Here is a 25,998-nt window from a genome sequence, read left to right as displayed (position 1 = left end):
GTTTTTTTGTTATACGGGGTGGTTTTTTGATAGCTTTTTGCTATGAGTGGCGTTGAGGAGTATGCCATTCGGCTGAGCAGGATGAATCAGGTAAACTGCGCGTTTCCTCGCAAAAGCGATGCCCGCGGTATGCACCCAAACGATTTACCAAAAAGCTATGACTTAACAGAGGCTGGAGATCGCTATTTCGATGGCTTGGCCGATAAGTTCTCCCGTTCACTCTATCAGGCACCCCGTGGCGAGTTGCGCTTAGTGATGCTCGACTATTTATTACCGCAAATGTTGCTTTTAAACGAGCAGAACGTCCTTGACGTGGGCGGCGGTCTGGGCCAACAAACGGCGTGGTTTGCCAAGCGTGGGCATAAGGTGACCATGGTGGAGCCTTCGAAAGACATGCTCAGTTATGCCCAACAGTGGCATCACGATGATCCGACGCTACCTCACTCCTCCATTACTTACCGGCAAGCGTCCTTGCAGGACCTGCCCCCGCAGGCACCGGGGCCATGGTCGCTGATTACTTGCCACGCAGTGTTGGAGTGGCTGGGTGACCCGCAAGCAGCCCTGACTAACCTAAGTGATCTGCTGGCGCCTGGTGGCCAGCTTAGCTTGATGGTGTTTAATCGCGATGCGCTGCGTTTCTCTAATGTGGTTAAAGGCAATCTTGAGAAGGCGTTGAGTGGCCGATTGGAGGGGAAGGGAAAACGGCAACGTTTAACGCCCATTTCGCCGATAACGCACGCCGACATTGCCCAGTGGAGCGCAGCAAACGGACTGAAAATAGATGCCGTAGCTGGCATCCGAGTATTTCAAGATTACTTACGCCATCCCCCCGCAACGCCTGCAGAAAAAGAAACGCTACTGGCGCTGGAAAAACAGTACTGTCGCCAAGACCCGCACTGGCGATTGGGTCGTTACCTACTGTACACATTAACGAAACCGGAGAGCTCTGAATGAGTGCCCAAGCCCCTGCGTGTCAGTTATTAGAGCGCCAAAGAGATAAGTACGCAGCGCTATGGGTCGTAGGCCCGCCTGTGGATAGCTGGCTTATTGACCAGTCAGCGGGAGTGTTGAGCGGTGATTTTGCGGTGCTAAACGAATGGAAGGCAAAGGGCAAGCAAGCCCGGACACCTTTTGACTTGGCCGCGGGTGAGCCATTAGGAAAAGAAGTGGTGCTGTTTTGGCCAAAAGCCCATCAGTTAGGTATTTGGTGGCTGAAGTGGTTATGTGAACAGCTACCTAGCGGCACGCCGTTAGAGATTGTTGGCGAGCATCAAGGGGGGATCAAGCGTGTTCCCAAGATGCTGGATGAGCTGGGAATGAGGTGGGACAAGCGCGATAACGCGCGTCGCTGTTCACTCTTTGCCACCTATACCATTGCGTTAGATTCAGCTAGTGATAGCGCTTGGCAAAACATTGAAGCGCTGGGTTTAACGCTAGCCAGCCATCCTGGTGTCTTTGGCCATGGCAAAGTCGATGAAGGCACGCTATTAATGCTGGAAAGCATTGAGGATAGCTTGCCGAAAAAACCGCTCAAAGTACTGGATATGGGCTGTGGCGACGGTATTGTCAGCGCTTGGTTGGCCCAGCGTGGTCACCTTGTGACCGCCGTGGATATTAGTGCCTTTGCGATAGAAGCCTGTAAACGCACGTTAGCCGAGAATGGGCTCGAAGGGCGAGTACTCTGTAGCGATGTCTTTAGCGCGCTTGAGGAGGAGCAGTTTGACTGGATTATCAGCAATCCACCCTTCCATAAAGAGCGCGATATCAGCTATGGCCCAAGCCAGCGCTTGATTAGCCAAGCACCTGAACACTTAACCACTGGTGGACGCTTGGTGATTGTTGCTAACGGCTTTCTGCCTTATCCCGATCACTTGCAGCGTGCGTTCCAAGATTTTTATACGCTGGCCGACAATCGTCGTTTTAAGGTGTACGGTGCGATTAAACCAAGTCGTTAAACGCTAGCGGTGAGGGGCGGTTTATTCAGCAAAGAAAACATTTAAAACATGGTCTAAATGGACTTCCATGGCATGTCGAGCAGCGATAGGGTCACGCGATTCGATTGCGTTGACAATGCGTTCGTGGTCGTCTTGGGAGCGCTGAGGCATATCTGTTTCCGTGAATAGCTCTTGGAGTCGGCGGAACATGGCACCGTATTGATGACCAAGCAGATGCTTGATGACCAGCGCATAGGCGGCATTGCCGGAGGCCTCGGCAATGCGGATATGCAGCAACCGGTCTCCGGCGCAGTTGCGTCCGCCATTAGCGTTGTCAGATACATTGCGTTCGAAGGCCAGGCGAATTGCTTTCAGGTCGTCATCGGTGGCATTCATGGCAGCCAAGGCGGTAATTTCTGGCTCCAAATAACGCCGCGTTTGGAGCAGTGAGAAGGGGGGGATTTCTTCATCCAGGTTGAGCTCGATCTCGCTCTCGAACTCTGGGTCAAGTGCCCAAGCTTCGGTGCGTGCTGCGGCACGCATCACAGGCTCAAGGGGCGTCGCTCTAGACTCAAGTACCATCACGCCGTGCCCAACACGAACGGCTACTTGCCCAACCACTTCAAGTGCAATTAAGGCTTCTCTAACAGAGGCGCGGCTTACACCAAGCGATTGGGCCAGTTCCCGCTCAGGTGGCAGCAGCGCCCCTGGGGGGAACTCGCCATCGTTGATCAGTTGCTGCAATTGATCTGCAATCTGGCGATAAAGGCGCTGCGAGCGGATGGTTTGAATCGGCATTCGTGGTGTTTCCTATCCGTTTCATCGAAGGCATTCGACTAAGGTTTGCAAGACTAAGGTTTATAGCGACTAAAGTTGATCCTCTAAAGCTAATATTTAGCTTTTTGAGGCTTGCCAGGGTCAAAGTTGTTCTAGCATACTCGACTCATTGGTCAGGCCATTAGATATCTGGATATTTTGGCCTGATGTATGTTCCCACTCTTTGCTAGGACGTGCCACCGCTTTTAGGGACGTCCTATAGCCGTTAGGGATAGCCATACCATGAGACTCAAAAACAAGACTGCTCTCATCACTGCCGCCGCGAATGGTATTGGTCGCGCCAGCGCCGAACGCTTTGTTGCCGAGGGCGCGCGGGTATTTGCCACAGATATTAATATTGCCACGCTAGAAGGGGTAAAAGGCGTTGAAGCGTATCGCCTGGATGTCACGGATAGCAAAGCGATTCACGAGCTAGCCAGTTCTCTACCCAATATCGACATACTCTTCAACTGTGCGGGAATGGTGGCGGGGGGATCTGTACTGGAGTGTGATGAAGCCACTTGGCAGCGTTCCCTGGATATTAATGTCACCTCTATGTTTCATACCTTGCAGGCTTTTTTACCGGGCATGCTAGTAAATGGGGGCGGCAGTATTATCAATATGGCTTCCCTGGCATCCAGCGTTAAAGGGGTGGCGAATCGCTGTGCTTATGGCGCTTCCAAAGCGGCGGTGATCGGTCTCACCAAATCAGTGGCTGCCGACTTTATGACACAAGGCATTCGTTGCAATGCTATCTGCCCAGGCACTGTTGAGTCGCCTTCATTAAAGCAGCGCATCGCTGAGCAGGCCCAGAAAGAGGGACGCAGTGAAGCGGATGTACTGGCGTCTTTTATTGCCCGCCAGCCAATGGGCCGGCTGGGAAGAGTTGAAGAGGTCGCGGCGTTGGCAACATTTCTAGCCAGTGATGAGTCTGAGTTTATTACGGGTACTACACAGTTGATTGATGGCGGCTGGGCAAACTGATTACTTTAGAAGGAATAACAATATGAAGCTTGTACGTTTTGGCTCTCCGGGCCAGGAAAAACCGGGTATCTTAGACAGTCAGGGGAAGGTGCGTGATCTTTCTTCTATCGTGGGTGATATTGCTGGCGATGTTTTAAGCGATGAAGCATTAACAAAATTGCGCGATATCGAGGTAACAGCACTGCCTGAAGTCTCGGCTGATACTCGTTTGGGGCCATGTGTAGGGCGTGTGGGTAAATTTATCTGTATTGGCCTCAACTATTCAGACCATGCGGCTGAAACCGGCGCCGAGGTTCCCGCTGAACCTGTCATTTTCAATAAGTGGACCAGCGCCATTTGCGGCCCTAATGACGATGTTGAAATCCCCCGCGGTTCTAAGAAGACCGACTGGGAAGTGGAGCTTGGGGTCATTATCGGCAAAGGTGGCCGTTATATTGATGAAACTGATGCGATGTCCCATGTGGCTGGCTTCTGTGTCGTCAACGACGTATCCGAACGCGAGTTTCAGCTAGAGCGCAGTGGTACCTGGGATAAAGGCAAAGGCTGCGATACGTTCGGCCCATTAGGCCCCTGGCTGGTAACTCGAGATGAAGTCGCGGACCCCCACCAGCTGAGTATGTGGCTGGAGGTTGACGGCCACCGCTATCAGGATGGCAATACCCGCACCATGGTCTATCAAGTGCCTTTTTTGATTAGCTACTTGAGTCGCTTTATGAGTCTGCAGCCCGGTGATGTGATTTCAACCGGAACGCCGCCAGGAGTTGGCATGGGGCAGAAGCCTCCTGTTTACCTTCGCAATGGACAGCAAATGCGCTTAGGGATTGAAGGCCTTGGTGAGCAGCTACAGCGCGTCATACAGGCGTAGTAAATAAAGTCTCTGGAATTATAACTATCAGCGGGTGATGCCCGTTGATAGTAGCAACACGATAAGTGTCAGGCCCAAGGCTAAAATATGGTTTTTTTTTACCCAGAAAGGCCTGACCACTGGATCAATGTACCCATCGCTCTGCTTGGTTAGCCTTAGTGGCTTGGTGAGTTATTGGCGTGGTGAAAAGGAGCGCACTCATGCAAGTGCTTGTTTGTACAAAACCGCACCATCTGGAGCTAGCTAACGCCGATCGACCCGAGTGTTCGCCTGGGCAAGCGTTATTGCGTATTCGCCGTATCGGTATCTGTGGAACGGATATTCATGCTTATGGCGGCAACCAGCCCTATTTTGCATACCCTCGCGTGCTGGGCCACGAGCTAGCTGGTGAGGTAGTCGAGGTCGCTGACAACCAAGCCCAGCATTTACTAGGGAAGCAGGTTTACGTTATCCCTTACCTGCATTGTGGTGAGTGCCGCGCCTGTCTGCAGCATAAAACCAACTGCTGCCAGAACATGCAGGTGATTGGCGTCCATCAAGATGGCGGTATGGCGGAGTATTTGTCCGTTCCTACTACCCATTTGGTGGTATCGGAAACACTGAGTATCGATCAGCTCGCCCTGGTGGAGTGCATGGCGATTGGCGCTCACGCGGTTAGGCGCAGCGCGCTACAAGCGGATGAGCTTGCCATCATCGTTGGCGCTGGCCCGATTGGTATGGGCGTGCTGCAGGTGGCTAAAAGCCAAGGTGCACGCACACTGATGGTCGATACCAACGCTTCCCGGTTGGCTTTTTGCCGCGATGTATTGGGCGCTGATGCGGTGGCGAATCCTCAGGACGCCGATGTGGCTGAGCTAATAAGTCAATTGAATGGCGGCGCATTAGCGGATGTGGTGTTCGATGCCACCGGCAGCCCGCGTGCCATGCAGGCGGGGTTCGATCTGGCAGGCCACGGTGGGCGCTATGTGCTGGTCAGCGTGGTCAAAGCCGATATTACCTTTAACGACCCTGATTTCCACAAGAAAGAGCTGACCCTCATGGGGAGCCGAAACGCCACCCGAGAAGACTTCGATAACGTGGTGGCCCTGATGGAGAGCGGTGACATTAACGCCGAAGCCATGATTACTCATCGGGCACCGCTCGCCGACGTACCCACCCAAATGTCCCAGTGGTGTGACCCTGCCAATCAGGTTATCAAAGCCATGATTTCCATTGACGCTGAGGAAGTACGCCCGTGAGTGACCTGATCGCGAGCCAAACGCCCCATCTCACGCTGCGTGTCCATGCGGTGGATAATGTTCGCGTCGCGTTGACCGATCTACCCGCCGGCACGGTGATCGAGGATCAAGGCGTCAGTATTACGCTGCCTGGGCCTGTTCGTCATAAGCACAAGTTCGCCCTCAGAGATATGGCCGTGGGCGATATGGTCATTATGTACGGCGTTCGGGTTGGTAAAGTGACTCAGTCAATTGCTGCTGGTGGGGCGATTACCACTGAGAACTTGGTGCACTCAACGGAGGATTTAACCGGCAATATGCACCAGCAGGCGTGGCAGCCCCCGTCTGTGACCGCGTTTGAACAGACAACGTTTGATGGTTATCACCGCCCGGATGGGCGAGTTGGAACGGCGAATGTGTGGTTAGTAGTGCCTTTGGTGTTTTGTGAGAACCGCAATATTGAGGTGCTGCGCCAGTGCGTTGCCGATGCATTGGGGGACGACCCCTTTTATGACTACAAGCGTATGGCGAGGCAGTTGTTACATGGCGAAAATGCCGCTGAGTCGGTACTGCCTGCGGGTGAGCGGCTATTCCCCAATGTGGATGGCGTGCGTTTTCTGGTACACCAACAAGGGTGCGGCGGCACGGATGGCGATGCTGGAGCACTCTGCGAGTTACTCGCAGGCTATATTTGCCACCCTAACGTGGCTGGGGCCACGGTGCTTAGTCTGGGTTGTCAGAAAGCGCAGATCAGTATGCTACAGCAGGCGATCACGGCGCGTGATCCGAAAGGTCATAAGTCCGTAAGTTACTTCGAGCAGCAGGCATCCAACAGTGAAGAAGAGCTTATCCGCGATGCGCTGACAGCCATTTTTGATGGGCTGAAGAAAGCTAATCAATTGACACGACAACCGGCAGCGCTCTCTGAGCTCACCCTGGGCGTCGAGTGCGGTGGCTCGGATGGCTTTTCTGGGCTTTCTGCCAATCCTGTTGTCGGGGCTGTGGTAGATAGGATTGTGGCGCTGGGAGGGAGTGGTATTTTAAGTGAGTTCCCTGAGTTGTGCGGCGTTGAGCATGAGTTGCTCGCCCGCTGTGGTGATCCCCAAGTGGCCGAGCGGTTTACGTCGTTAATGACAGCTTATCAACGTCACGCCCACGCAGTGGGAGCTGATTTTTCCATGAATCCTTCACCGGGCAACGTTCGTGACGGCTTGATCACCGATGCGATGAAATCGGCGGGGGCTGCTAAAAAAGGCGGGGATAGTCCAGTGGTGGATGTGCTCGACTATACCGAGCCCATGACCCGCAAGGGCCTTAATCTGCTATGTACGCCTGGCAATGACGTTGAGTCTACAACAGGACTAGTGGGATCTGGTGCCAACTTGGTGCTGTTTACTACTGGTTTGGGTACCCCCACTGGTAATCCTGTGGCACCAGTGATCAAAATTTCCAGTAACAGCGAGATGGCAAGACGGATGAGCGATGTCATCGATTTCGACGCTGGTCCGGTTATTCGTGGTGAAGCTGGCATTGCAGAGCTCGCGGATGAGTTGCTGCAACTGTGTATCGATACCGCGTCGGGTCGTTATACCACCAAGGCAGAGCGCCTTTCACAGTTGGATTTTATTCCTTGGAAACGAGGAGTGTCATTGTGAAACTGCCGCTCTCTCAGGCGAGTATTGTTCAGTTTGGTACCAGCCGTTTTTTGCTGGGTCATGTGGCTGCTTTTGCTGCACAGGCGATTGAAAACGGTAACAGCCAGGAAGCCATTCTTGTCGTACAAACTTCTTCACGGCCCGAGGGGAAAGCCAAGGCAGTCGCGCTGGCACAACAAGCAAGCTACCCGCTACATATTAGGGGATTGCGCAATGGCCAGCCCGTCGATGAGCAGCTCTCAATTGGTAGCGTTGCAGGCTGCCTGGTGGCTCAAGAGCAGTGGCAGGCGTTAGAGCACCACTTTATCTACATGGCACGCTGGGTGATCTCCAACACAGGGGACAGTGGCTACCAAGTGGCAGATGACACTAGTCTCGCTGATGTGCCCTCAAGCTTTCCCGGTAAGCTCACCAAGCTACTCTATGCACGTTTTAGTGCAGGGCAGCCAGGCTTGACACTGCTGCCTTGTGAATTGATCGGCAGCAATGGTCACGTATTGAAGGAAATAGTGCTTCAACTGGCGCGTCGGGATTATCACGATACACCCTTTGAAGAGTGGTTAGCGGCCCATTGTTGCTGGGTCAATACGCTTGTGGATCGCATCGTTTCGGCCCCTTTGGAGCCCGTCGGCGCAGTTGCCGAGCCTTATGCGCTTTGGGCAATACAACAAACACCAGGTCTGGTAATGCCCTTTGAGCACCCTGCCGTTGAGATGGCAAGTTCACTTCAGCCGTTTGAATTACGCAAACTGCACATTCTCAATTTAGCGCATACCTATCTTGTCGATCAGTGGCGCCAGAATGGGTTAACAGAGTCCGTTACCTACGTAAGAGAGGCTATGCAGGAGCCATGGCTACGTAATGGCCTCAGCGAAGTCATGATGCAAGAGGTATTGCCCGTGTTGGCCCGTGAACTGCCGGATATGGATTTAAACGCCTATTGGCATAACACCTTGGAGCGGTTCGACAACCCCTACCTGGATCATCGGCTTGAGGATATTGCAAATTATCATGGCGATAAGCTGACACGGCGATTGGAACCTGTGGTGGAACTAGGAATTAAATATGAGATCGCCACTCCACGGCTTTGTGCAGCGCTTGGCAGGAAGTAGAAGGCAGTAAGCCCCTTATAAGGAGGTGCTATGTAAATCACATGGCAGAGATAATAGCGCTCTATTACTGCAGTATTATCTTATGTAGATAAATTGTATATAAAACAACACTGCCTTCAGGGTAGGAACAATAACCGTCGTTACACACAAAAAAAATGGAGTACATCATGCGTCTAAATAAACTCTCTATCGCGATTACGCTTGCTACGGTCACCAGCATTGGCTTTGTCAGTGCTGCCCAAGCAAACACTGTGATTCGTGTGGCTTATGGCAACCAGCCCGGTGAACCGGTAGATGTCGCTGTAAATCAATGGGCCGAATGGGTCAATGAAGCAAGTAATGGTGAAATAGAGCTTAAAGTTTTTCCAGCAAGCCAATTAGGCTCTGAAACCGAGGTGATGGAACAGGCTCGTTTCGGTTCCGCCATCATTTCGATTACGGCTTACAGCAACTTTCTAGACTCGGTTCCCGACCTCGCCGTACTGGATGCCCCCTATTTGAGCGAAGACTTTGAGACCAAACTCAAGGTATTTGACTCTGAATGGTTTGCTGACCAAATGGCGCAGGTAGCATCCTCCGGGTATCACATTGTAATTCCTAACGCCGTATACGGTGTTCGCCATTTGTTAACACGTGAGCCGGTGAATAGCCCTGATGACCTCGACGGTGTGGGCGTACGTGTCCAGAACTCGCAGATGTATGTCGAAGCCATTCGTGCCATGGGCGCGACACCAACACCTATGTCACTGGGGGATGTCTATCCCGCTTTGGCTCAGGGAATGGTAGATGGTGTCGAGAACCCTGCTGCCGTGCTCTTTGGCGGAAAGTTTCACGAGGTGGTCAAGCATCTTAGCCTGACGGCGCATATGCATACCGTGGCACCTTTCGTTACGGGACAGGCATTTTGGGATCAGCTGGATGAAGAGCAGCAGCAGATTCTGACTGATACCGGCCAGCAAATGGCTGAATATCTTGCTGAGCTTGTCGCAGAAGATAGTGAACAGGCGCTGGAGAAACTGCGCAGCGAAGGCGTAGAGATTCACGAGGTTGATACCACCCCCTTCCGTGAGCGAGCTGCAGAACAGATTCCCACCGCGTTCCCTCAGTGGAGTGATGGTCTCTATGACGATGTCTACGAGATCATCAACGGCTGATTAGCGTGTGATTTTATGGTACCCCAGCGCCTGCTGGGGTATCTGGTCAAGGAGTCTGGTATGAAGCGTATTTTTACGTGGCTAGATCGAGTGATGCGGCTGGATGAGGTTATCGCGACGGCAGCTGTTTTCGCGCTCTTTTTAGTAGCTATCAGTAATGTTTTTATGCGTTATCTGTTTAATTTCCCTTTGGCTTGGACAGAAGAGGTACTTCAGTTACTGCTGGTCTGGGCCACTTTTCTGGGGGCTAGTGCGTTGGTGCGCCGCCGCGAGCATGTATTCATCAGCTTCGTTACCGATAAGCTTCCACCCCGCTTAGCGCATTGGAATGAGCAGCTATTCAGCGTGGGCATCATTTTAATGAGTGCTCTGGCCATGCTGTATTGGGGCACCCAATTACTCAGTATTTCAGCATTTCGCAGTACGCCGATGCTGCAAATTCCCTATTACTGGATTCATGTGGCGATTCCCGTTAGCGCAGTGGTAATGATATATCACTGCGTGGTGCGGTTGTTTCAGCGACATAAACCATAGGAGACAACCACATGGCTGTCACGACTGCTCTTGGCGCACTGTTTGTGTTGTTTTTATTAGGTACGCCTGTCGCCTTTGCACTGTTTTTCTCGACGTTTCTATACTTCATCGTGGGTGCCGATCAACCGATGATGCTGCTGATCCAACGCCTGGCCGGAGGACTGGAGTCGGTTTCGCTGTTGGCGATCCCGTTTTTCATTATGGCTGGCGTCTTCATGAACTATTCGGGTATCACTGACCGTTTACTCAGGCTGGCTGAGCTGCTGACGCGACGCATGCATGGCGGATTGGCGCAGGCCAACGTGCTGTTGAGTACTTTTATGGGAGGGCTTTCCGGTTCCAACATTGCCGATGCCGCCATGAACGCAAAACTGCTAGTGCCCAGCATGACTGAGAAGGGCTATCCCAAGTCTTTTTCCAGTGCGGTTACGGCGGCGTCGTCATTGATTACCTCGACAATTCCACCTGGTATTGCTTTGATCGTGTATGGCTACGTCAATAACGTTTCAATTGGGCGGCTATTTCTAGCGGGAGTAGTACCGGGTGTGTTGATGGCCATCAGTTTGATGGTGCTGGTTTCATATTTATGTCGTCGGCATCATTATCAGCCACCCGAGCGCAAGAAGGTGACACGTCATGAGTGGGTGAGTGTTACCCGTGCAGGTGTTATCGCCTTGATGCTGCCATTGGTGGTGATTGGCGGTATTCGGATTGGTGTCTTCACGCCGACAGAAGCCGGTGCTATTGCGGTGCTTTATGCGCTAATTGTTGGCGTTTTTGTCTATAAGCAGATGACGCCAAAAAGCATCGCCATGGCAACCAATGAGTCACTTCTTGCCTCTGTCAATGTGCTCTTTATTATTGCCGTGGCATCAGGGTTTGCTCGCTTCCTTACTTGGGAACAGATACCGCAAGAGATCGCTATGCTGCTCTCATCCCAAGTAGGTAGCGCGATTGTCTTCCTGCTATTAGCTAATTTGCTACTGTTGGTGTTAGGGATGTTTCTGGAAGGCAATGCCATCCTGATTGTGCTTTCCCCCCTCCTGGCTCCAGTCGCGGCTCAGTTCGGTATTGATCCGGTTCATTTCGGCATTATTTTCATCATTAATGCTACCATTGGCACGATTACCCCGCCGCTGGGAACGGTGATGTTCACGACCTGCAGTATTACGGGGGTTAGCGTTGCTTCTTTTATTCGCGCCGTCATGCCGTTCTGGCTAGTTATGGTATGCATCCTGCTACTGACCACCTTCGTTCCCGCAATCTCTCTCGCGTTGCCCGCGCTCGTTTTCTAAATAAATCGTTTTAATGCCGGCCCTCTGCTTAAATGCAGGGGGGCATTTCCTCAAACTTGCCACAATCAGCCGCCCACGAATTGACCTTTAAGGTCTATGATGCAAATAAGTAGTCGTTAATTTAACGGCAGTTTGTGGGAGTGGCTGAAATGGCAGGCAGTATTCGAAATACGGCGGTACTGGCAAGTGCCGTTTTGCTTGGTGGGTTGTTAGCGATAGGGCTGGTTGTCGGCGGCAGCTATATCAAGGGGGCTGCCGAAGTGTGGCAGCAGTCGTCCCGTAGCGTGACAGTGCGCGGCTTGTCAGAGCGGGAAGTGCCAGCAGATTTAGTGCTTTGGCCGTTCAACTACAGTGTCAGCGCCAATAGCTTGGGCGACCTTGAGCAGCAGTTGTCCAGGGATGAGCAGGCGATTCGCGATTTTCTTAAGGCCCAGGGCTTTGCCCCAGAGCATGTTAGTTCGACACCGCCACGAATTACCGATCAATTTAGCAACCAATACGGCGGTCAGCGCCCGGATGAACGCTACCGTGCCGAAGCGACGCTGCTACTGCGCTCCCCCAATGTTGAGGGCGTGATTGAGGCGATCCCTAGCGCTACTTCGCTGGTGCGTGAAGGCGTGCTGCTTTCACCCAGCTATGAATACCGCACGGAATTTTTATTCACCGGGCTTGATGACATCAAGCCCGAAATGATTGCAGCGGCAACGGCGGATGCGCGCAACGCCGCACAGCAGTTTGCTGAAGATTCCGGTAGCCAAGTGGGGCAGATTCGTCAGGCCACGCAAGGCTACTTTTCCATTGAAGATCTGGATAGCTACACGCCACAAACCAAACGCGTCCGCGTCGTCACCACGGTGGACTATTCTTTACAGGACTAGGCTTAATAGGAACGCGCCAAGGGAAGGGCGCTCAGCCCGTGTAGTCTAGGGCGGTGATGGTATAAAACATCTCACCATTGGGGGTGAGCACCTTCGCCTCATCGCCTATCTGCTTGCTCAGCAGGGCCTTGGCCATGGGGGCATCGATACTGATCCAGCGTTTTTTAGTGTCGATTTCATCGTGGCCAACAATCCTGAGATGTACCTGCTCGCCGTTTTCATCTTCCAGGCTCACATAGGCGCCGAAAAACACCTTGCTAGTATCGGCAGGCAGCCGATCGACAATTTGCAGTTCGTCTAAACGTTTTGTCAGGTAGGTAATCCGGGCAATAACCCGATTTAGCTCTTTCTTATTATAAGTGTAATCTGCGTTTTCACTGCGATCGCCCTGAGCGGCGGCTTCGCCGACTTTCTCTGAAAGGGCCGGGCGTTTAACCCGTGAAAGATGATCCAGTATAGCGCGCAGACGTGACGCCCCTTCCGGGGTGATCAGATTGCTCTTAGGGGCTTGACGCGGATCTTTGGCTGGATCGCGCCAGCGGGTCATGTTGCGGCCTTTCATTACCTGTTCCCCTTCGTGTTTCGAGCTACCTACTTTACGTTAATTGCGCGAAGCATACCAAGCAACATGCCACTGGCGAATCATTCAAACGTTCGTTACATTATGTGAGAGGCCCGCCATTGGTGAGTCTACGCTGGACAATAATAATTCAGGAGCATGTATGCGAACTCTCTATTTTTTACCCATGTCTTTACCACGTTCCCTGATCGCCGCCGCGATGAGTACCGCGCTGGTGCTGTCACCGTTGACCGCGACCGCCTTCGAAGGCGAGCTGTTTTCGTTGAAAAACCGCTGGGAGCACACCGTGACGGAGATGCCTGCCAATGAGCGAGAAAGTACGTTGAAAGCGTTGGCCGGCGAAGTGGAACAATTGGCTGAACAGCACGAAGATGAAGCTGACATACTTGTCTGGCAGGGCATTATTTTGGCCTCCTATGCCCGGGAAAGGGGTGGCTTGGGCGCCTTGGGAACCGCAGGTGATGCGCGCGATGCGCTGGAGCAAGCGATTGAAATCGATCCGCAAGGGCTGAATGGTTCGGCCTACGTCACGCTAGGCGCGCTTTACGACCGCGCGCCGGGTCGACCACTCGGCTTCGGCAATAGCGAGACGGCTGAACGCATGTTCCAGCGTGCTCTGGAGATCCGCCCGGACGGTATCGATGTTAACTACTACTATGCCGCTTTCTTGAAAGAAGAGGGCAATGAGCAGGCAGCGCGTGAGCATGCCGAGCGGGCGGTTAACGGCACCGCTCGCGAGAACCGGCAAGTCTCAGATGAAGCGCTGCGTCGCGATGCCGAGACGCTGCTCAATCAGCTTTAATCCGCTCACTGGATTGGCATTCCCGGTGGCAAGCATTGATAATAGATCGATTATCACCACCGGGAGTGCTCCATGGCGTCTAGCCCTAAAAACGCTGAGTTTGGAAATTCTCCATCTCAAGAGGCCCCTTTTCGAAGCTCAGCGCTTAGCGTTCCGCAGTTAAAGCGCGGTGACGTTGAGCTGCTCAAGCGTGAGGCGTTGCATCAAGGGTTTTTCCGCCTGGAAGGCCTGGAACTTCGTCACCGCCTATTCGAAGGTGGCTGGAGCGAACCTATAAGCCGAGAAGTACACAGCCGTTTTGACGCGGTAGGTGTGCTGCTTTACGACCCTGCCCGCGATTTAGTGGTATTGATTGAGCAGTTTCGCGCAGGCGCCATTGATGATGCCGTGTCTCCCTGGAAGCTCGAGCTGGTGGCGGGTCTGGTGGAAGATGGCGAGTCACTGGAAGACGTGGCCCGCCGTGAAGCGTGGGAAGAAGCGGGTTGTAAAGTGGCCGCACTGACCAAATTACACACTTATTATCCAAGCCCCGGCGCCTGCAACGAGGAAGTGACCCTATTTTGTGGTTTGGTGGATTGCCAAGGGCTAGGTGGGATTCATGGCTTAGACGAAGAGCATGAGGACATTCGGGTACATGTCATGCCGTTTGCCAATGCCTGGGAGCTCTTGACGCAGGGACGACTCGACAACGCCATGTGTCTGATTGGACTACATTGGCTTAATAGCCAACGAGCCTCACTTCGCGCCGCTTCACAGCAGGCGCTGACACAAAGCGAAACCGACGAGGAGTGAACATGGCGAGAACGGCCTATGTCACCGATTTAAAATCGCTCCAAGGGGAGTGCAGCGCCAACTATTTACGTTTGGTGCGACTGGTGGGCGATATGGAGGCCGGACAGCGTCGTGATATTGCCCTGCGCGGCGATAAACAGCATTTCGGCGATCTGCATCTGTATATTCAAGAGCAGGCGCCTTACACCACCATGGTGAATGTTTCTCAAACTGGCCCGTTAGATACCGTCATGGAAGGGCCGCGTATGCGCGTACACCTCTATCACGATGTGCGCATGGCGGAAGTGACCGACTTTCAGCGCGAGCGTCATTTTAGTGGCCGCTACCGTTATCCTAACGCCCGTATGCATCAGCCGGATGAAAAGCTTCAACTCAACCGCTTCCTGGGCGAGTGGCTGGCTCACGGCCTTGCCCACGGCCACAGTGTTGACGTGCCGGAGACTCCCTAATGCGTGTGGTTCAGATTACCGACGCCCATCTCTATGCGGATACCGCAGCGCGTTCCCGCGCGGGAATACCCTGGCGACAGTTTCAGCAGGTGTTGAGTGCCGTTGTCACTGAAAAGCCCGATATCGTGCTGTTTACCGGTGACGTGAGCCAGGACGAGTCAGCTGCTTCCTACGCTTTGGCGGTGGAGGCGCTGGAGCAGTTGCCTTGCCCCTGGTACTGGCTGCCGGGTAATCACGATCAGCCCGAGTTCATGGCTGCCGAGCGTCCGATGGTCGATCAAGTGGACTTGGATTCGTGGCGCATACTGATGCTCAATACCCAGGTGGAGGGCAAGCCCCACGGCGAACTGGGAAGCGAGCGCCAAGATCAGCTCGCTGAACAGTTAAAGAGCGACGATCGCCCCACGCTGATTGCTATGCACCATCCGCCGGTTAACGTGGGTGCGATGTGGATGGATGCCATTGGCCTACAAGATCGCGACGCGTTTTGGGAACTGCTAAGCCAGCACCCTCACGTCAAGATCATCTTGTTTGGACACGTGCACCAAGCTTACGCCGAGCATCGCCGAATAGGCGAAGCGACGATTGATGTTTATGGCTGTCCTGCGATGGCCGATCAGTTTATGCCTGGTGCAGAGCAGTTCGCCATCGATGAAGCTTCCCGCCCTGGCTATCGCATTATCGATTTGGCGAGGAGCGATACCCAGGAAAGCGAGTGGCAGAGCTGGATTGAGCGCATTGATTAGACGGTTTATTGCTCCCTTATTTTTAGATAGGTTTTTTAGGAATAAAAAGATAGTTATTAATTCTTTTGGGTTATTACTGGCTCGGCGTTACCCTACCCACATTCGAACGTACATTTATTTATAACGTACGCTGATTTTAGCTTGTGTGACGAGCTTGTTCTTGTGAGGTAAGGGGCCATGACCCAATTGTCTACTATTTCTTCGAAGGAGCGGTCGTCAAAAGATCGGTCTTCAGAGACGCGTTCTTCATCTTCAGCTACGCAGGAGGAGGCTTTTAATGCCCCTGATGCCGCGCGCTTGACCCACCTCAAGCAATTAGAAGCCGAGTCTATCCATATTATCCGTGAAGTCGCCGCCGAGTTCGCCAACCCGGTGATGATGTACTCCATTGGCAAAGACTCGTCGGTCATGCTGCACCTGGCGCGTAAAGCATTTTACCCCGGTACACCGCCATTCCCGCTGATGCACGTGGATACCACGTGGAAGTTCCGCGAAATGATCGAGTTCCGCAACCGCATGGCAGAAGAAGCGGGTATGGAGCTGATCGTGCATACCAACGAAGAGGGGCGGGCGGCCAATATCAACCCGTTCGATCATGGCAGTGCCAAATACACCGATATCATGAAAACCCAGGCGCTCAAGCAGGCGTTGGATAAATACGGTTTTGATGCAGCCTTCGGTGGTGCCCGCCGCGATGAAGAAGCCTCGCGTGCTAAAGAGCGCGTCTACTCGTTCCGCGATAAGTATCACCGCTGGGATCCTAAAAACCAGCGCCCTGAGCTTTGGAACGTATATAACGCCAAGGTTAATAAAGGCGAATCGATCCGCGTCTTTCCGCTCTCTAACTGGACTGAGCTGGATATCTGGCAGTACATCTACCTAGAGTCGATACCCATCGTGCCGCTCTACTACTCGGCCAAACGGCCCATAGTCGAGCGCGACGGTATGCAAGTGATGGTGGATGACGACCGCATGCCATTAGCGCCCGACGAAGTGCCGGAAATGAAGTCGGTACGGTTTAGAACGCTTGGCTGCTACCCGCTAACCGGCGCGGTAGAGTCCGAAGCCGCGACGCTGCCGGAAATTATTCAAGAGATGCTGCTGACCCGAACCAGTGAACGCAGTGGCCGCGCCATCGACCGCGACCAGGTGGGTTCCATGGAGAAGAAAAAGCGCGAGGGGTACTTCTGATGTCTCACCAGTCTAATTTAATCGCCGATAATATCGAGCAGTACCTGCACGAGCACGAAAACAAAGACCTGCTGCGTTTTATTACCTGCGGTAGCGTCGACGACGGTAAATCGACGCTGATTGGCCGTCTGCTTCACGACTCGAAAATGATCTTTGAAGATCAACTGGCAGCGATCACCCAGGCTTCTAAAACCAGTGGTACGACCGGTGATACCGTTGATCTGGCGTTGTTGGTGGATGGCCTGCAGTCAGAGCGTGAGCAGGGCATTACCATTGATGTCGCGTACCGCTTTTTCTCTACCGATAAGCGCAAGTTTATTATCGCCGATACGCCTGGGCATGAGCAGTACACCCGCAACATGGCCACAGGTGCTTCAACCGCCAGCCTGGCGATTATCCTGATCGATGCCCGCTACGGCGTGCAGACCCAGACTCGCCGCCATAGCTTTATTGCCGACCTGCTGGGTATCCAACACCTGGTGATTGCAGTCAATAAGATGGATCTGGTGGACTTCTCCGAGCAGCGCTTTAACGAGATAGTCGATGAGTACCGCGCCTTTGCCACTAATCTGCAGGCGCCGGACATTCGCTTTGTGCCGATGTCGGCGCTGAATGGCGACAACGTGGTCAATCGCAGCGAACACACGCCCTGGTATTTTAACGACAGTTACCAGGGGCAAACGCTGATTGAACTGTTGGAAAGTGTCGAGATTACACGCGATCAGAACCTCAGCGATCTGCGCTTGCCGGTGCAGTACGTCAACCGCCCGAACCTTGATTTTCGCGGTTATTGCGGCACCTTAGCCGCGGGTGTGTTGCGCCCAGGGCAAGCCGTTAAGGCACTCCCCTCGGGTAAAACGTCGCGGGTTGCACGGGTTGTTACTTATGATGGTGACCTTGACGCGGCCTATCCAGGCCAGGCGATCACGGTGACCCTGGAAGATGAGATTGATATCTCCCGTGGCGACTGGCTGGTGGCAGCAGATAGCGAACTACCGCTCGCCAACACCTTTAAAGCCGATATTGTCTGGATGCAGGAAGAGGCGTTAACGCCGGGTAAGCTCTACGATTTCAAACTGGCAACCCGCGATCTTTCCGGTCAGGTCAGTGCGATTGATTACCAGATAGACGTCAATACCCTCGAGAAACATGCCACTCACTCGCTGGGTTTAAATGCGATTGCCCGCTGCGACGTAGAGCTGACCGCCGCTATTCCGGTGGATGATTATCGCACCAGCCCGGGCACCGGCAGCTTTATCATCATTGATCGGTTGACCAACGTGACCGTAGGCGCCGGTATGATTCGCGGCACGGCAAGCGCTCCAGGCAGTGTTTCAAGTACCACCGATTGGGCGGCCTTTGAGCGCGATCTGAATGCACTGGTGCGGAAGCATTTCCCCCACTGGGAAGCTAAAGATATCAGCGGATTATTTAACCGCTAACCGGCATAAGCTCCGGTCATGAGCCTCCTCACATCAGAGTGAGGAGTTCTCCTTATGTCATTGCGTATAGGGACTCCTCCCCGGTTGCAAGCGACGATGATGAACAACATAAGCCGATGCGTGCGTATAGTCGGTCTCTCAATGGGGACGCTATCCCCTGACCCTGATGAACGTCGCGCACCTTCTCTCCTCAACGAGGCGTAGGCTTTTTCAGCCATCGCAATGAGCAGGTTTTGAGAAGGTCGGTCTGACCTGTTTTTCATCGATCGTTGCCCGGCAACAAGGTAGCCGCCTGTCGGCGCTTAGCCGCTGATGGTGCTACCGCTTAGCTCACCATCAGCGCGGAACCGTCGTTAAACTCTCTACAATAGGACTGTCCGCTGTGCAGAACCGCCCAGGCGGTTCGCACTGTCTTGTTCGCTAACGCGACAGCCGCTTTGTTCTTGCCAACGCGAGCGACCAGGGATCGTAGCCAACGACTTTTAGCATCCTGTTTGTCACCCATGGTGTTGATGACCGAGTGTGCGCCACGTATCAGGGCGGCTTTCAGCGAGATTTGCCCCGTTCGGCCAATGCCCTTGATCTTCGCGATGCCACCACTGCTGTGTTGTGTCGGCGTTAACCCCAGATAGGCTGACGCTTGGCGACCTTTCTTGAACGCGTCGCCGTTACCGAGGGCGCTATAGAGCTGGGTGGCGACCACCGGCCCCACTCCCTCAATCGCCAACAGTTGGCGACAAGGCATCACCGCACGGCTCATCTGCTCCACGCGCTTATCCAGTGACTGAATGCGCTCGTTGAGTCGATCCAGCTCCGCCATTTGCTCGGCAATCAAGTCACGCATCAGCATCGAAAGCTCGTTATCGGCATCTTCCAGGGCGAGCCAGACACGTTGCTTTAACGCTTTCTGTCCCCGACCGCTGATCACTCCATATTCCTGCAATAACCCATGAACCTGATTGATCAACTGGGTGCGTTGATGAATATACCTTTCCCGAATGCGGTGCAGGCTCTGAATATCCTGCTGCTCGACGCTTTTGAGCGGCACGAAGCGCATATCAGGGCGCAACCCGGCCTCTACAATGGCGAGCGCGTCATTGGCATCTGTCTTATGCCCCTTGCGAAAGGGCGTTACAAACTGGGGCGATATGAGGGCAACGGTGTGGCCGAGGGCCTGCAGTTGTCGCGCCCAATAATGCGATCCACCGCACGCTTCCATAAATACCCGACAGGCCGGTTGGCGGCGCATAAAATCCAAGACCTGATGCCGTTTAAGCTCTTTGTTGACCTGAACACGCGGGCGGTGAGTGTCGACAACACACACTTGAAAAACACGCTTTGCCAGATCAATACCGATTATCTTATGCTTGTTCATGACTCTTCCCCTCCGCATTGATGTGGTTCAACTATCAATGTAGCTCGCTGAAGCTTCGAGAGGGGAGGAGTCCCTTTCATTGAGCGCAGCGCGGCAATCTCGCTTTTGTCATTGCGAGCGCAGCGCGGCAATCTCAGAGTTAGTGCCACCGCCGGTATGAGATTGCTTCGCTTCGCTCGCAATGACCAGGGGGTGGAGTTTATTCGGCGTTAGGGAAAAACAGCTGCTGGCCATCTACCTCAAAATCCGCAATCGCTTGCTGGCCTTTATCGGAAACCAGCCACTCGTGCCACTGGGCGGCGAGGTCGTGCTTCAAGTGCGGGTGACGCTCTGCCGAGAGCAATAGGCTGCCATACTGATTAAACAGTGCTTCATCGCCTTCAAACAGCAGGGTTAAGTCTTGCGGATTGTCAAAGGCGACCCAGGTGGCGCGATCGGTAAACGTATAGGCGTCCATGCCCGCGGCGGTATTCAACGTAGGGCCCATGCCGCTGCCCAGCTCGCGGTACCACTCACCCTGTGGCGTGACCCCAGCATCTTCCCACAAACGGAGTTCAGCGCGGTTGGTGCCACTGTCATCGCCGCGCGAAGCAAAGGGGGACTCGCTTTCCGCTATACGCTGCATGGCGTCGATTACGTTTTCGCTGTCACTGATACCCGCCGGGTCATCACTCGGCCCAACAATAACGAAATCGTTATACATCACATTGAGGCGTTCAGTAGCATAGCCCTCCGCTACAAACTTCTCTTCACCGGCAGTGTCATGCACTAAAAGGCTATCGGCATCACCACGGCGACCTATTTCAAACGCTTGGCCGGTACCGACAGCCACCACGCGAACCTCAATGCCCGTCTCTTCGGTGAAGGTGGGGATGATCGTGTCGAACAAGCCTGAATTTTCAGTCGAGGTGGTGGACGCCAGGGTAATGTAATCATCGGCCGCCATCAGTATGCCGCTAAAGGTCACACCCAGGGCGCCTGCCGTTATCAATGCGGTGGCTTTCTTCATTTTATTGCTCCTTGCTCATTTTTTGATTAGTCACAGAGTTCACGCCTTTCGGAGTTACCAAACCAGCTCGCCCCGAATAAATGCCCCTGCCTCAGATGAAGAGGGGGCAGTAAAAAAATCATTGGCTGGGGTATGTTCGAGTAATTCGCCGTTATGCAAAAACAGCACGTCGTTGGCTAAGCGACGCGCTTGATGAAGATCATGGGTAGTCATCACGATACGGGTGCCGCTGTGATGGAACTCAAGAACCGCATCTTCAACTGCTTTGATAGCCGCCGGGTCGAGTGCCGAGGTGGGTTCGTCTAAAAAAAGCACTTGCGGATTGAGCAGCCATGCTCGCGCCAGCGCTAAGCGCTGCTGCTCACCGCCGGAAAGCACTCGCGCAGGCCGTTTGGCGAGGTGCGCTAAACCAAACTTTTCAAGGGCACTCATCGCCTGAGCTTTTCGAGGTAATGCTTTCAGTTCTGGTCGTGCCGCTTTGTTGATCGCTAACACATAGGTCAGGTTATCCAGCGCTGAGCGACGCAGTAACACGGGACGCTGGAAAACCATGGCTTGTGCAGGCTGTGCGCCTTGCCAGCGAACGGTGCCGCTAGTAGGCGTTAACAGGCCGTGGGCTAAGCGCATGAGCAGACTTTTGCCCGCACCGTTAGGGCCCATAATTAGCGTACGCTGGCAGCCTACTAGGCGCAGCGACGTCGGCTTAAGCAGCGTATGGCCACGATGGATAAAGCCCACGCTGTCGAGCTCGAGAGTGGCGACGGGGGGCATATGATGTGCGTTCATCCCAACCGCCTTTTCGCCGTTTCGCCGATCATATGGGCAATCGCGTTAATCATGGTGACCAGGGCGAGCAAAATGATCCCTAAACCTAGCGCCATGGGGAGGTTGCCCTTGCTGGTTTCCAGCACAATGCTGGTGGTCATCACGCGGGTCACACCATCGATATTGCCACCCACAATCATTACCGCGCCCACCTCGGCGCTGGCGCGGCCAAAGCCCGCCAGTATCACTGTTAACAGTCCAAAACGCGCATCCCACAGCAGAGTGGGGATCATACGGAGGCGCGTTAGCCCTAGTGAGTTCAACTGCTCTGCATACTCGCCGTGAAGCGCTTCCACCTGCTGGCGGGTAAGGGCGGCGATGATCGGTAGTACCAAAATCACTTGAGCGATCACCATGGCCGTAGGGGTGAACAGCAGCCCCCATTCACCTAGGGGGCCTGCGCGTGAAAGCAGTAGGTAAACGCAAAGCCCTGCGACCACTGGCGGCAAGCCCATGAGCGCATTAAGGGCGACAATGACGACGTTACGTCCGGGAAAACGCCATAGCGCCAGCGCAGCGCCTAATGGTAGGGCTATCAGGCTGGCAATCATCACCGCCATAAGCGACACCTGCAGCGAAAGCATCACGATGTCGATTAATGCGCTATCCATGCTCAGGATCAGGGTAAGGGCGGTACTAAAGGCGTTGTCACTGGTCAGCATTGAGCGTTGGTATCATTTTGTATGTGAACTGTGGTGAGAAAACGACTGTACGAGAATTGGCATGATGTATCTAAAAGTGACTTAATGCACTCTGTGCTGGAATAGATGCAGTTCTATGCAGTTAAACTACGAAAATTGCCGTTTGTATTTGTGCAGTGAGGTTTCCTTTCTATGTCTGAACGACATGCTTACCTGACCACGGCAGAGGTCGCCGACTACTTGCGCCTAAAAGAGCGCAAGGTGTATGACTTGGTGCGCCAAGGCCAGATCCCGTGTAGTCGGGTCACGGGAAAGCTGCTGTTTCCCCGCCAGCAAATTGACCTATGGGTGTTGAACCATTTGGAAGGGGATCAGGCGCAGCGTTTATCAGTACCGCTAGTGGTCGCGGGTAGTCAGGATCCACTGCTTGAGTGGGCTATTCGAGAAAGCGGCTCTGATTTGGCAATGCTCTGCCAAGGCAGTGGCGACGGTGTGCGGCGGTTGCTCGATGGCAAGGCGATGCTGGCGGGTATTCATCTGCTGGATGCGACCACTCAGCGCTACAACGAACCCGGCGCACTCGGTTTAAGCGGTATGCGTGATCTGTTGATAGTGCACTGGGCTAAGCGCCGCCAGGGGCTGCTATTGCCAGCCGACAACCCGCTGAAGATTGCCGGGCTGGGTGATTTAAAACGAACCGATGTCCGCGTAGCGCATCGCCAACCCGACGCGGGAGCAGCAAGACTGCTGAGCTGTTTGCTACAGCAAGCGGGAGTAGAGAGCTCGACGCTTAACTGGGCGCCACACGCTTCCTTAAGTGAAGATGACTTGGCACTCAGCATTGGTCAGGGCGAAGCGGATGTAGGCTTGGGCGTGGAAGCCGCCGCCCATCGCCAGCAACTGGGCTTTATTCCACTTTGCGAGGAGCCGTTTGATTTAATTATGCAGCGGCGCAGCTATTTCGAACCTGCCGTACAGCAGCTGATGGCGTTTGCTCAACAAGCCCGTTTCGCAGAGCGTTCAATACAGTTGGGTGGTTATACTATTGCTGAGACAGGCAAGATTGTACATAACGCCTAGCGTCCCCGATAGCCTTGATTGATTAGCAGGGTAGCTTGACGCTGTTACTATATGCGCCACAATAGTGAGGCGTTACTGACGCAAATCATCACGAAAAGGAGAGCATGATGAAACAAGCACTGAATGGTAAACGAGTAGCTATTTTAGCCGCCGCTGGTTTTGAAGAGTCTGAGTTGAGCGTGCCGCGTGCCGCCTTACAGAAAGAGGGCGTAGAGGTTCACATTGTAACGCCTGATGGTAAGGGCATTCGTGCTTGGGCGGAAACCGAGTGGGGCGATACCTACGAGGCAGATAAAGCCCTTGCCGATGTCAATGAATCTGACTACCACGCGTTGGTTCTGCCCGGTGGCTTATTCAATCCCGACGAACTGCGCACTAACGATGAAGCGTTGAGCTTCGTAAAAGCGTTTTTCCAGGCAGGCAAGCCTGTCGCCGCTATTTGCCATGCTCCATGGATTTTAATTAACGCAGGCGTAGTTGAAGGGCGTCGTATGGCTTCTGTTCCTAGCGTTGCACAAGACCTTCTTAATGCTGGCGCTGAATGGGTGGATGAGCCCGTCGTTGTCGACAGTGGCCTTGTAACCAGCCGTACGCCAAAAGACTTGGATGCCTTTAATGCCAAGTTACTCGAAGAATTGCAGGAAGGTCGTCACTCCGGTCAGCACGCTTGATGGGGCTATTGCGTCAGTGGGCAAGCTTTGCCAAAAGGCTTGTCCACGTTATTTCCAAACCCATTAAAGGAGACAGTAGCCGTGGGGGGATGGTAGTCCATCCTTATCGCGGCTATGGTTCCCAGAATGAAATATTTGTCATGGGCAGGGTTTTTCGTCAAGCCGCGCTGGGTCGCGCGATTCCCCGCCATGGCATGTTGCGCGATACGGCTGACGTCGCGCGGCGCATTTTTCGCCGCGGGCTTGCCGATGCGCAGGTAGAGGTTCGAATTGGTGATAATCAGCTCTGTGTCAGCACCGATCGCGATGGCTATTTCGATGTCCATTTGCCGATCAGTCATACCTTGCCGATAGATGTCTCCTGGCACCGCGCTGATATTTTGGTACACCGTGCGGACCAAACGACGGTGCGTACTCATGTAGAAGTCTACGTGCCACCACCAGAAGCGGATTTGCTGGTGATTAGCGATATCGATGACACCGTTATGTTTACCGGTGTGGCAGAGAAGCTCAAAATGCTTTATCGCCTATTTGTCAAAAAACCCCACCGCCGCACCGCTTTCCCTGGCGTCGCATCGCTTTATCAAGCGTTGCACCGAGGCGTTAGTGAGCGTGCAGAACGGCCTATTTTATATGTCTCGCGTGGGCCGTGGGCGATTTACGAAATGCTTGAAACGTTTTTTCAGATCAATCGTATTCCTGTTGGACCAATACTCTTCTTGCGCGAATGGGGGATCTCCTGGCGTCGCCCCTGGCCACGGCGTGCTGAAGAGCATAAGCGTGATTTGATCGACCGTATGCTCACCCTCTACCACGATATGCCGTGTATACTCATCGGCGATAGCGGCCAGCACGATCCAGAAGTGTATATCGAAATCGTCAAAGCCTACCCAAATCGCATTAAAGCTATCTATATTCGGCGAGTGGATAAAAATTCTAAAAGGGAAGCGGCTATTCAACGACTGCGCGATGAGTTGGTCGGCACTCAATGTGATTTGGTGCTTGCGGTAGATAGCATTCTGATTGCTGAACATGCTCACGCCCAGGGCGATATTTCCATTCATGGTTTGCAGGCAGTCAAGCGCGATGTGGAAGAACACCGCAATAATCCCGCCTAAAAACCATCCAGCCTAACAACCTGTCCGCCTAACGCTGTTGCCAAGCCAGCCACCATGGTAAAAGCTACCCTTCGAAGAAGTGTGTTTAACGACGGCTTTTTTAGACGGTTGTTCGTACAAAGCTTTTTGTAGACAGGAACTGCCATGGTTATTCTACTGATCATTTTTGCGCTGGCTGTTTTTGTGCTCCCTAATATCTGGGCCAAGTGGGTGCTTAAGCGCTACACAAAGGGCCGTGACGATTATCCCGGCACAGGAGCCGAACTTGCCGATCATTTGCTACGCCGCCTGGGTGTGGAGGGCGCTAGCGTGGAGCGCACGGAGTTTGGTGACCATTACGATCCTGAAACACGCTGCGTGCGGCTTTCCCCGGATAACTACGATGGACGTTCGCTCACCGCCGTCACCGTGGCTGCCCATGAAGTGGGGCATGCCATTCAGCATTTTCAGGGGTATGCGCCACTAATAGCGCGCAGCCGGTTAGTCGGCGTGGCTCAAAAAGCCGAAAAACTTGGTGCTCTACTGATGATGGCCGCGCCGTTTCTATTTTTATTAACACGCCTGCCGGGAGGCATGGCAATCGTGATTGCCATGGCGGTGATCAGCTTTGGTACCGCCGCCGTGGTGCACTTAGTAACGTTACCGGTGGAGTTCGATGCCAGTTTCAATCGAGCGCTACCGCTGTTGAAAGAGTACGTGCCACCTGCCGACATGGCAGGCGCAAGACACGTACTCACCGCCTGCGCGTTTACCTATGTGGCCGCCTCACTCGCTAGCGTGATGAACCTGGGCCGTTGGCTGGTGATTTTGCGAAGGTAGGTAACGATACTCCT

The 25,998-nt window shown here is 53.6% G+C and carries 27 protein-coding genes; 21 read left to right on the top strand and 6 right to left on the bottom strand.

Annotation, left to right across the window (positions count from 1 at the left end):
• Positions 1–129 precede the first annotated feature (129 nt).
• Both KO116_RS13915 and KO116_RS13910 read left to right on the top strand, forming a co-directional pair.
• Positions 130–954, top strand: a complete 825-nt coding sequence (locus KO116_RS13915) for a methyltransferase domain-containing protein (protein WP_035566880.1) — start codon at positions 130–132, stop codon at positions 952–954.
• Positions 951–1,955, top strand: a complete 1,005-nt coding sequence (locus KO116_RS13910) for a methyltransferase (RefSeq protein WP_035566572.1) — start codon at positions 951–953, stop codon at positions 1,953–1,955. The genes KO116_RS13915 and KO116_RS13910 overlap by 4 nt, the downstream gene beginning before the upstream one ends.
• A gap of 21 nt (positions 1,956–1,976) precedes the next feature.
• Here KO116_RS13910 and KO116_RS13905 read toward each other — a convergent pair whose 3' ends face one another.
• The gene (locus KO116_RS13905; RefSeq protein ID WP_035566569.1) at positions 1,977–2,732 is read right to left on the bottom strand and encodes a FadR/GntR family transcriptional regulator; all 756 of its coding nucleotides are present in this window, start codon (positions 2,730–2,732) and stop codon (positions 1,977–1,979) included.
• 261 nt (positions 2,733–2,993) lie between these two features.
• Between KO116_RS13905 and KO116_RS13900 the strand changes: the two genes are divergently transcribed.
• The 9 genes from KO116_RS13900 (at position 2,994) to KO116_RS13860 (ending at position 12,444) form a co-directional block, all read left to right on the top strand.
• The gene (locus tag KO116_RS13900) at positions 2,994–3,734 is read left to right on the top strand and encodes an SDR family oxidoreductase (protein ID WP_035566566.1); all 741 of its coding nucleotides are present in this window, start codon (positions 2,994–2,996) and stop codon (positions 3,732–3,734) included.
• 22 nt (positions 3,735–3,756) lie between these two features.
• Positions 3,757–4,599 carry a fumarylacetoacetate hydrolase family protein gene (locus KO116_RS13895; protein ID WP_035566564.1) on the top strand — a complete coding sequence of 281 codons (843 nt, stop codon included), beginning with the start codon at positions 3,757–3,759 and terminating at the stop codon, positions 4,597–4,599.
• A gap of 200 nt (positions 4,600–4,799) precedes the next feature.
• Positions 4,800–5,837: a zinc-binding alcohol dehydrogenase family protein gene (locus KO116_RS13890; RefSeq protein ID WP_035566562.1), complete on the top strand. Its 1,038-nt coding sequence runs from the start codon at positions 4,800–4,802 to the stop codon at positions 5,835–5,837.
• Positions 5,834–7,471 (top strand): UxaA family hydrolase, encoded by a 1,638-nt coding sequence (locus KO116_RS13885; protein WP_035566560.1) that lies wholly within the window; start codon positions 5,834–5,836, stop codon positions 7,469–7,471. Before KO116_RS13890 ends, KO116_RS13885 begins: the two co-directional genes overlap by 4 nt.
• Positions 7,468–8,583 carry a mannitol dehydrogenase gene (locus KO116_RS13880; protein WP_035566557.1) on the top strand — a complete coding sequence of 372 codons (1,116 nt, stop codon included), beginning with the start codon at positions 7,468–7,470 and terminating at the stop codon, positions 8,581–8,583. The genes KO116_RS13885 and KO116_RS13880 overlap by 4 nt, the downstream gene beginning before the upstream one ends.
• A 167-nt stretch (positions 8,584–8,750) precedes the next feature.
• A complete protein-coding gene (locus tag KO116_RS13875) occupies positions 8,751–9,737 on the top strand; it encodes a C4-dicarboxylate TRAP transporter substrate-binding protein (RefSeq protein WP_035566554.1) in 987 nt (328 codons plus the stop codon).
• Between the two features lie 60 nt (positions 9,738–9,797).
• Positions 9,798–10,271, top strand: coding sequence for a TRAP transporter small permease (locus KO116_RS13870; protein ID WP_035566552.1), 474 nt, complete (start codon positions 9,798–9,800; stop codon positions 10,269–10,271).
• 11 nt (positions 10,272–10,282) lie between these two features.
• Complete coding sequence (locus KO116_RS13865; RefSeq protein ID WP_035566551.1) at positions 10,283–11,566, top strand: TRAP transporter large permease; 1,284 nt, start codon at positions 10,283–10,285, stop codon at positions 11,564–11,566.
• 149 nt (positions 11,567–11,715) lie between these two features.
• Complete coding sequence (locus KO116_RS13860) at positions 11,716–12,444, top strand: SIMPL domain-containing protein (RefSeq protein ID WP_035566549.1); 729 nt, start codon at positions 11,716–11,718, stop codon at positions 12,442–12,444.
• A 31-nt stretch (positions 12,445–12,475) separates the two neighbouring features.
• Here KO116_RS13860 and greB read toward each other — a convergent pair whose 3' ends face one another.
• Entirely contained in the window at positions 12,476–13,006 is a 531-nt protein-coding gene (gene greB, locus KO116_RS13855; RefSeq protein WP_008957606.1) for a transcription elongation factor GreB, read from the bottom strand.
• Between the two features lie 160 nt (positions 13,007–13,166).
• On the opposite strand from greB, the gene KO116_RS13850 reads away from it, so the two are divergent.
• From KO116_RS13850 to cysN, 6 genes are all read left to right on the top strand, one after another.
• Positions 13,167–13,826, top strand: a complete 660-nt coding sequence (locus KO116_RS13850) for a tetratricopeptide-like helical (RefSeq protein ID WP_035566547.1) — start codon at positions 13,167–13,169, stop codon at positions 13,824–13,826.
• A 72-nt stretch (positions 13,827–13,898) separates the two neighbouring features.
• A complete protein-coding gene (locus tag KO116_RS13845) occupies positions 13,899–14,618 on the top strand; it encodes an NUDIX domain-containing protein (protein ID WP_035566545.1) in 720 nt (239 codons plus the stop codon).
• A gap of 2 nt (positions 14,619–14,620) precedes the next feature.
• On the top strand, positions 14,621–15,067 hold the full coding sequence (locus tag KO116_RS13840) for a DUF1249 domain-containing protein (RefSeq protein WP_035566543.1): 447 nt from the start codon (positions 14,621–14,623) through the stop codon (positions 15,065–15,067).
• Positions 15,067–15,813: a phosphodiesterase gene (locus KO116_RS13835; protein WP_035566540.1), complete on the top strand. Its 747-nt coding sequence runs from the start codon at positions 15,067–15,069 to the stop codon at positions 15,811–15,813. Before KO116_RS13840 ends, KO116_RS13835 begins: the two co-directional genes overlap by 1 nt.
• Before the next feature lie 297 nt (positions 15,814–16,110).
• Complete coding sequence (cysD, locus tag KO116_RS13830; RefSeq protein ID WP_035566537.1) at positions 16,111–17,004, top strand: sulfate adenylyltransferase subunit CysD; 894 nt, start codon at positions 16,111–16,113, stop codon at positions 17,002–17,004.
• Positions 17,004–18,446: a sulfate adenylyltransferase subunit CysN gene (gene cysN / locus KO116_RS13825; RefSeq protein ID WP_035566536.1), complete on the top strand. Its 1,443-nt coding sequence runs from the start codon at positions 17,004–17,006 to the stop codon at positions 18,444–18,446. The genes cysD and cysN overlap by 1 nt, the downstream gene beginning before the upstream one ends.
• A gap of 325 nt (positions 18,447–18,771) precedes the next feature.
• Here the strand turns inward: cysN and KO116_RS13820 are convergent, their stop codons facing one another.
• The 4 genes from KO116_RS13820 to KO116_RS13805 all read right to left on the bottom strand — a co-directional run bounded on the left by KO116_RS13820 (position 18,772) and on the right by KO116_RS13805 (position 22,317).
• Complete coding sequence (locus KO116_RS13820) at positions 18,772–19,821, bottom strand: IS110 family transposase (RefSeq protein ID WP_045812135.1); 1,050 nt, start codon at positions 19,819–19,821, stop codon at positions 18,772–18,774.
• A 199-nt stretch (positions 19,822–20,020) separates the two neighbouring features.
• A complete protein-coding gene (locus KO116_RS13815; RefSeq protein WP_035566534.1) occupies positions 20,021–20,830 on the bottom strand; it encodes a substrate-binding domain-containing protein in 810 nt (269 codons plus the stop codon).
• A 54-nt stretch (positions 20,831–20,884) separates the two neighbouring features.
• The gene (locus KO116_RS13810; protein WP_035566532.1) at positions 20,885–21,616 is read right to left on the bottom strand and encodes an ATP-binding cassette domain-containing protein; all 732 of its coding nucleotides are present in this window, start codon (positions 21,614–21,616) and stop codon (positions 20,885–20,887) included.
• Positions 21,613–22,317, bottom strand: coding sequence for an ABC transporter permease (locus KO116_RS13805; protein WP_035566530.1), 705 nt, complete (start codon positions 22,315–22,317; stop codon positions 21,613–21,615). The genes KO116_RS13810 and KO116_RS13805 overlap by 4 nt, the downstream gene beginning before the upstream one ends.
• Before the next feature lie 171 nt (positions 22,318–22,488).
• Between KO116_RS13805 and KO116_RS13800 the strand changes: the two genes are divergently transcribed.
• The 4 genes from KO116_RS13800 (at position 22,489) to KO116_RS13785 (ending at position 25,984) form a co-directional block, all read left to right on the top strand.
• Complete coding sequence (locus KO116_RS13800; protein WP_035566528.1) at positions 22,489–23,376, top strand: helix-turn-helix transcriptional regulator; 888 nt, start codon at positions 22,489–22,491, stop codon at positions 23,374–23,376.
• A 107-nt stretch (positions 23,377–23,483) separates the two neighbouring features.
• Complete coding sequence (locus KO116_RS13795) at positions 23,484–24,047, top strand: type 1 glutamine amidotransferase domain-containing protein (RefSeq protein ID WP_035566519.1); 564 nt, start codon at positions 23,484–23,486, stop codon at positions 24,045–24,047.
• On the top strand, positions 24,047–25,165 hold the full coding sequence (locus tag KO116_RS13790; protein ID WP_035566517.1) for an App1 family protein: 1,119 nt from the start codon (positions 24,047–24,049) through the stop codon (positions 25,163–25,165). Before KO116_RS13795 ends, KO116_RS13790 begins: the two co-directional genes overlap by 1 nt.
• 144 nt (positions 25,166–25,309) lie before the next feature.
• Positions 25,310–25,984, top strand: a complete 675-nt coding sequence (locus tag KO116_RS13785; RefSeq protein ID WP_035566513.1) for a zinc metallopeptidase — start codon at positions 25,310–25,312, stop codon at positions 25,982–25,984.
• Positions 25,985–25,998: the final 14 nt, after the last annotated feature.

The sequence above is a fragment of the Halomonas sp. KO116 genome (genome assembly GCF_000734975.2).
In the GTDB taxonomy this organism is placed as follows: Bacteria; Pseudomonadota; Gammaproteobacteria; order Pseudomonadales; family Halomonadaceae; genus Vreelandella; species Vreelandella glaciei.
The sequence above is the reverse complement of the archived record's forward strand: the minus strand, read 5'-3'. Positions and strand labels throughout refer to the sequence as shown.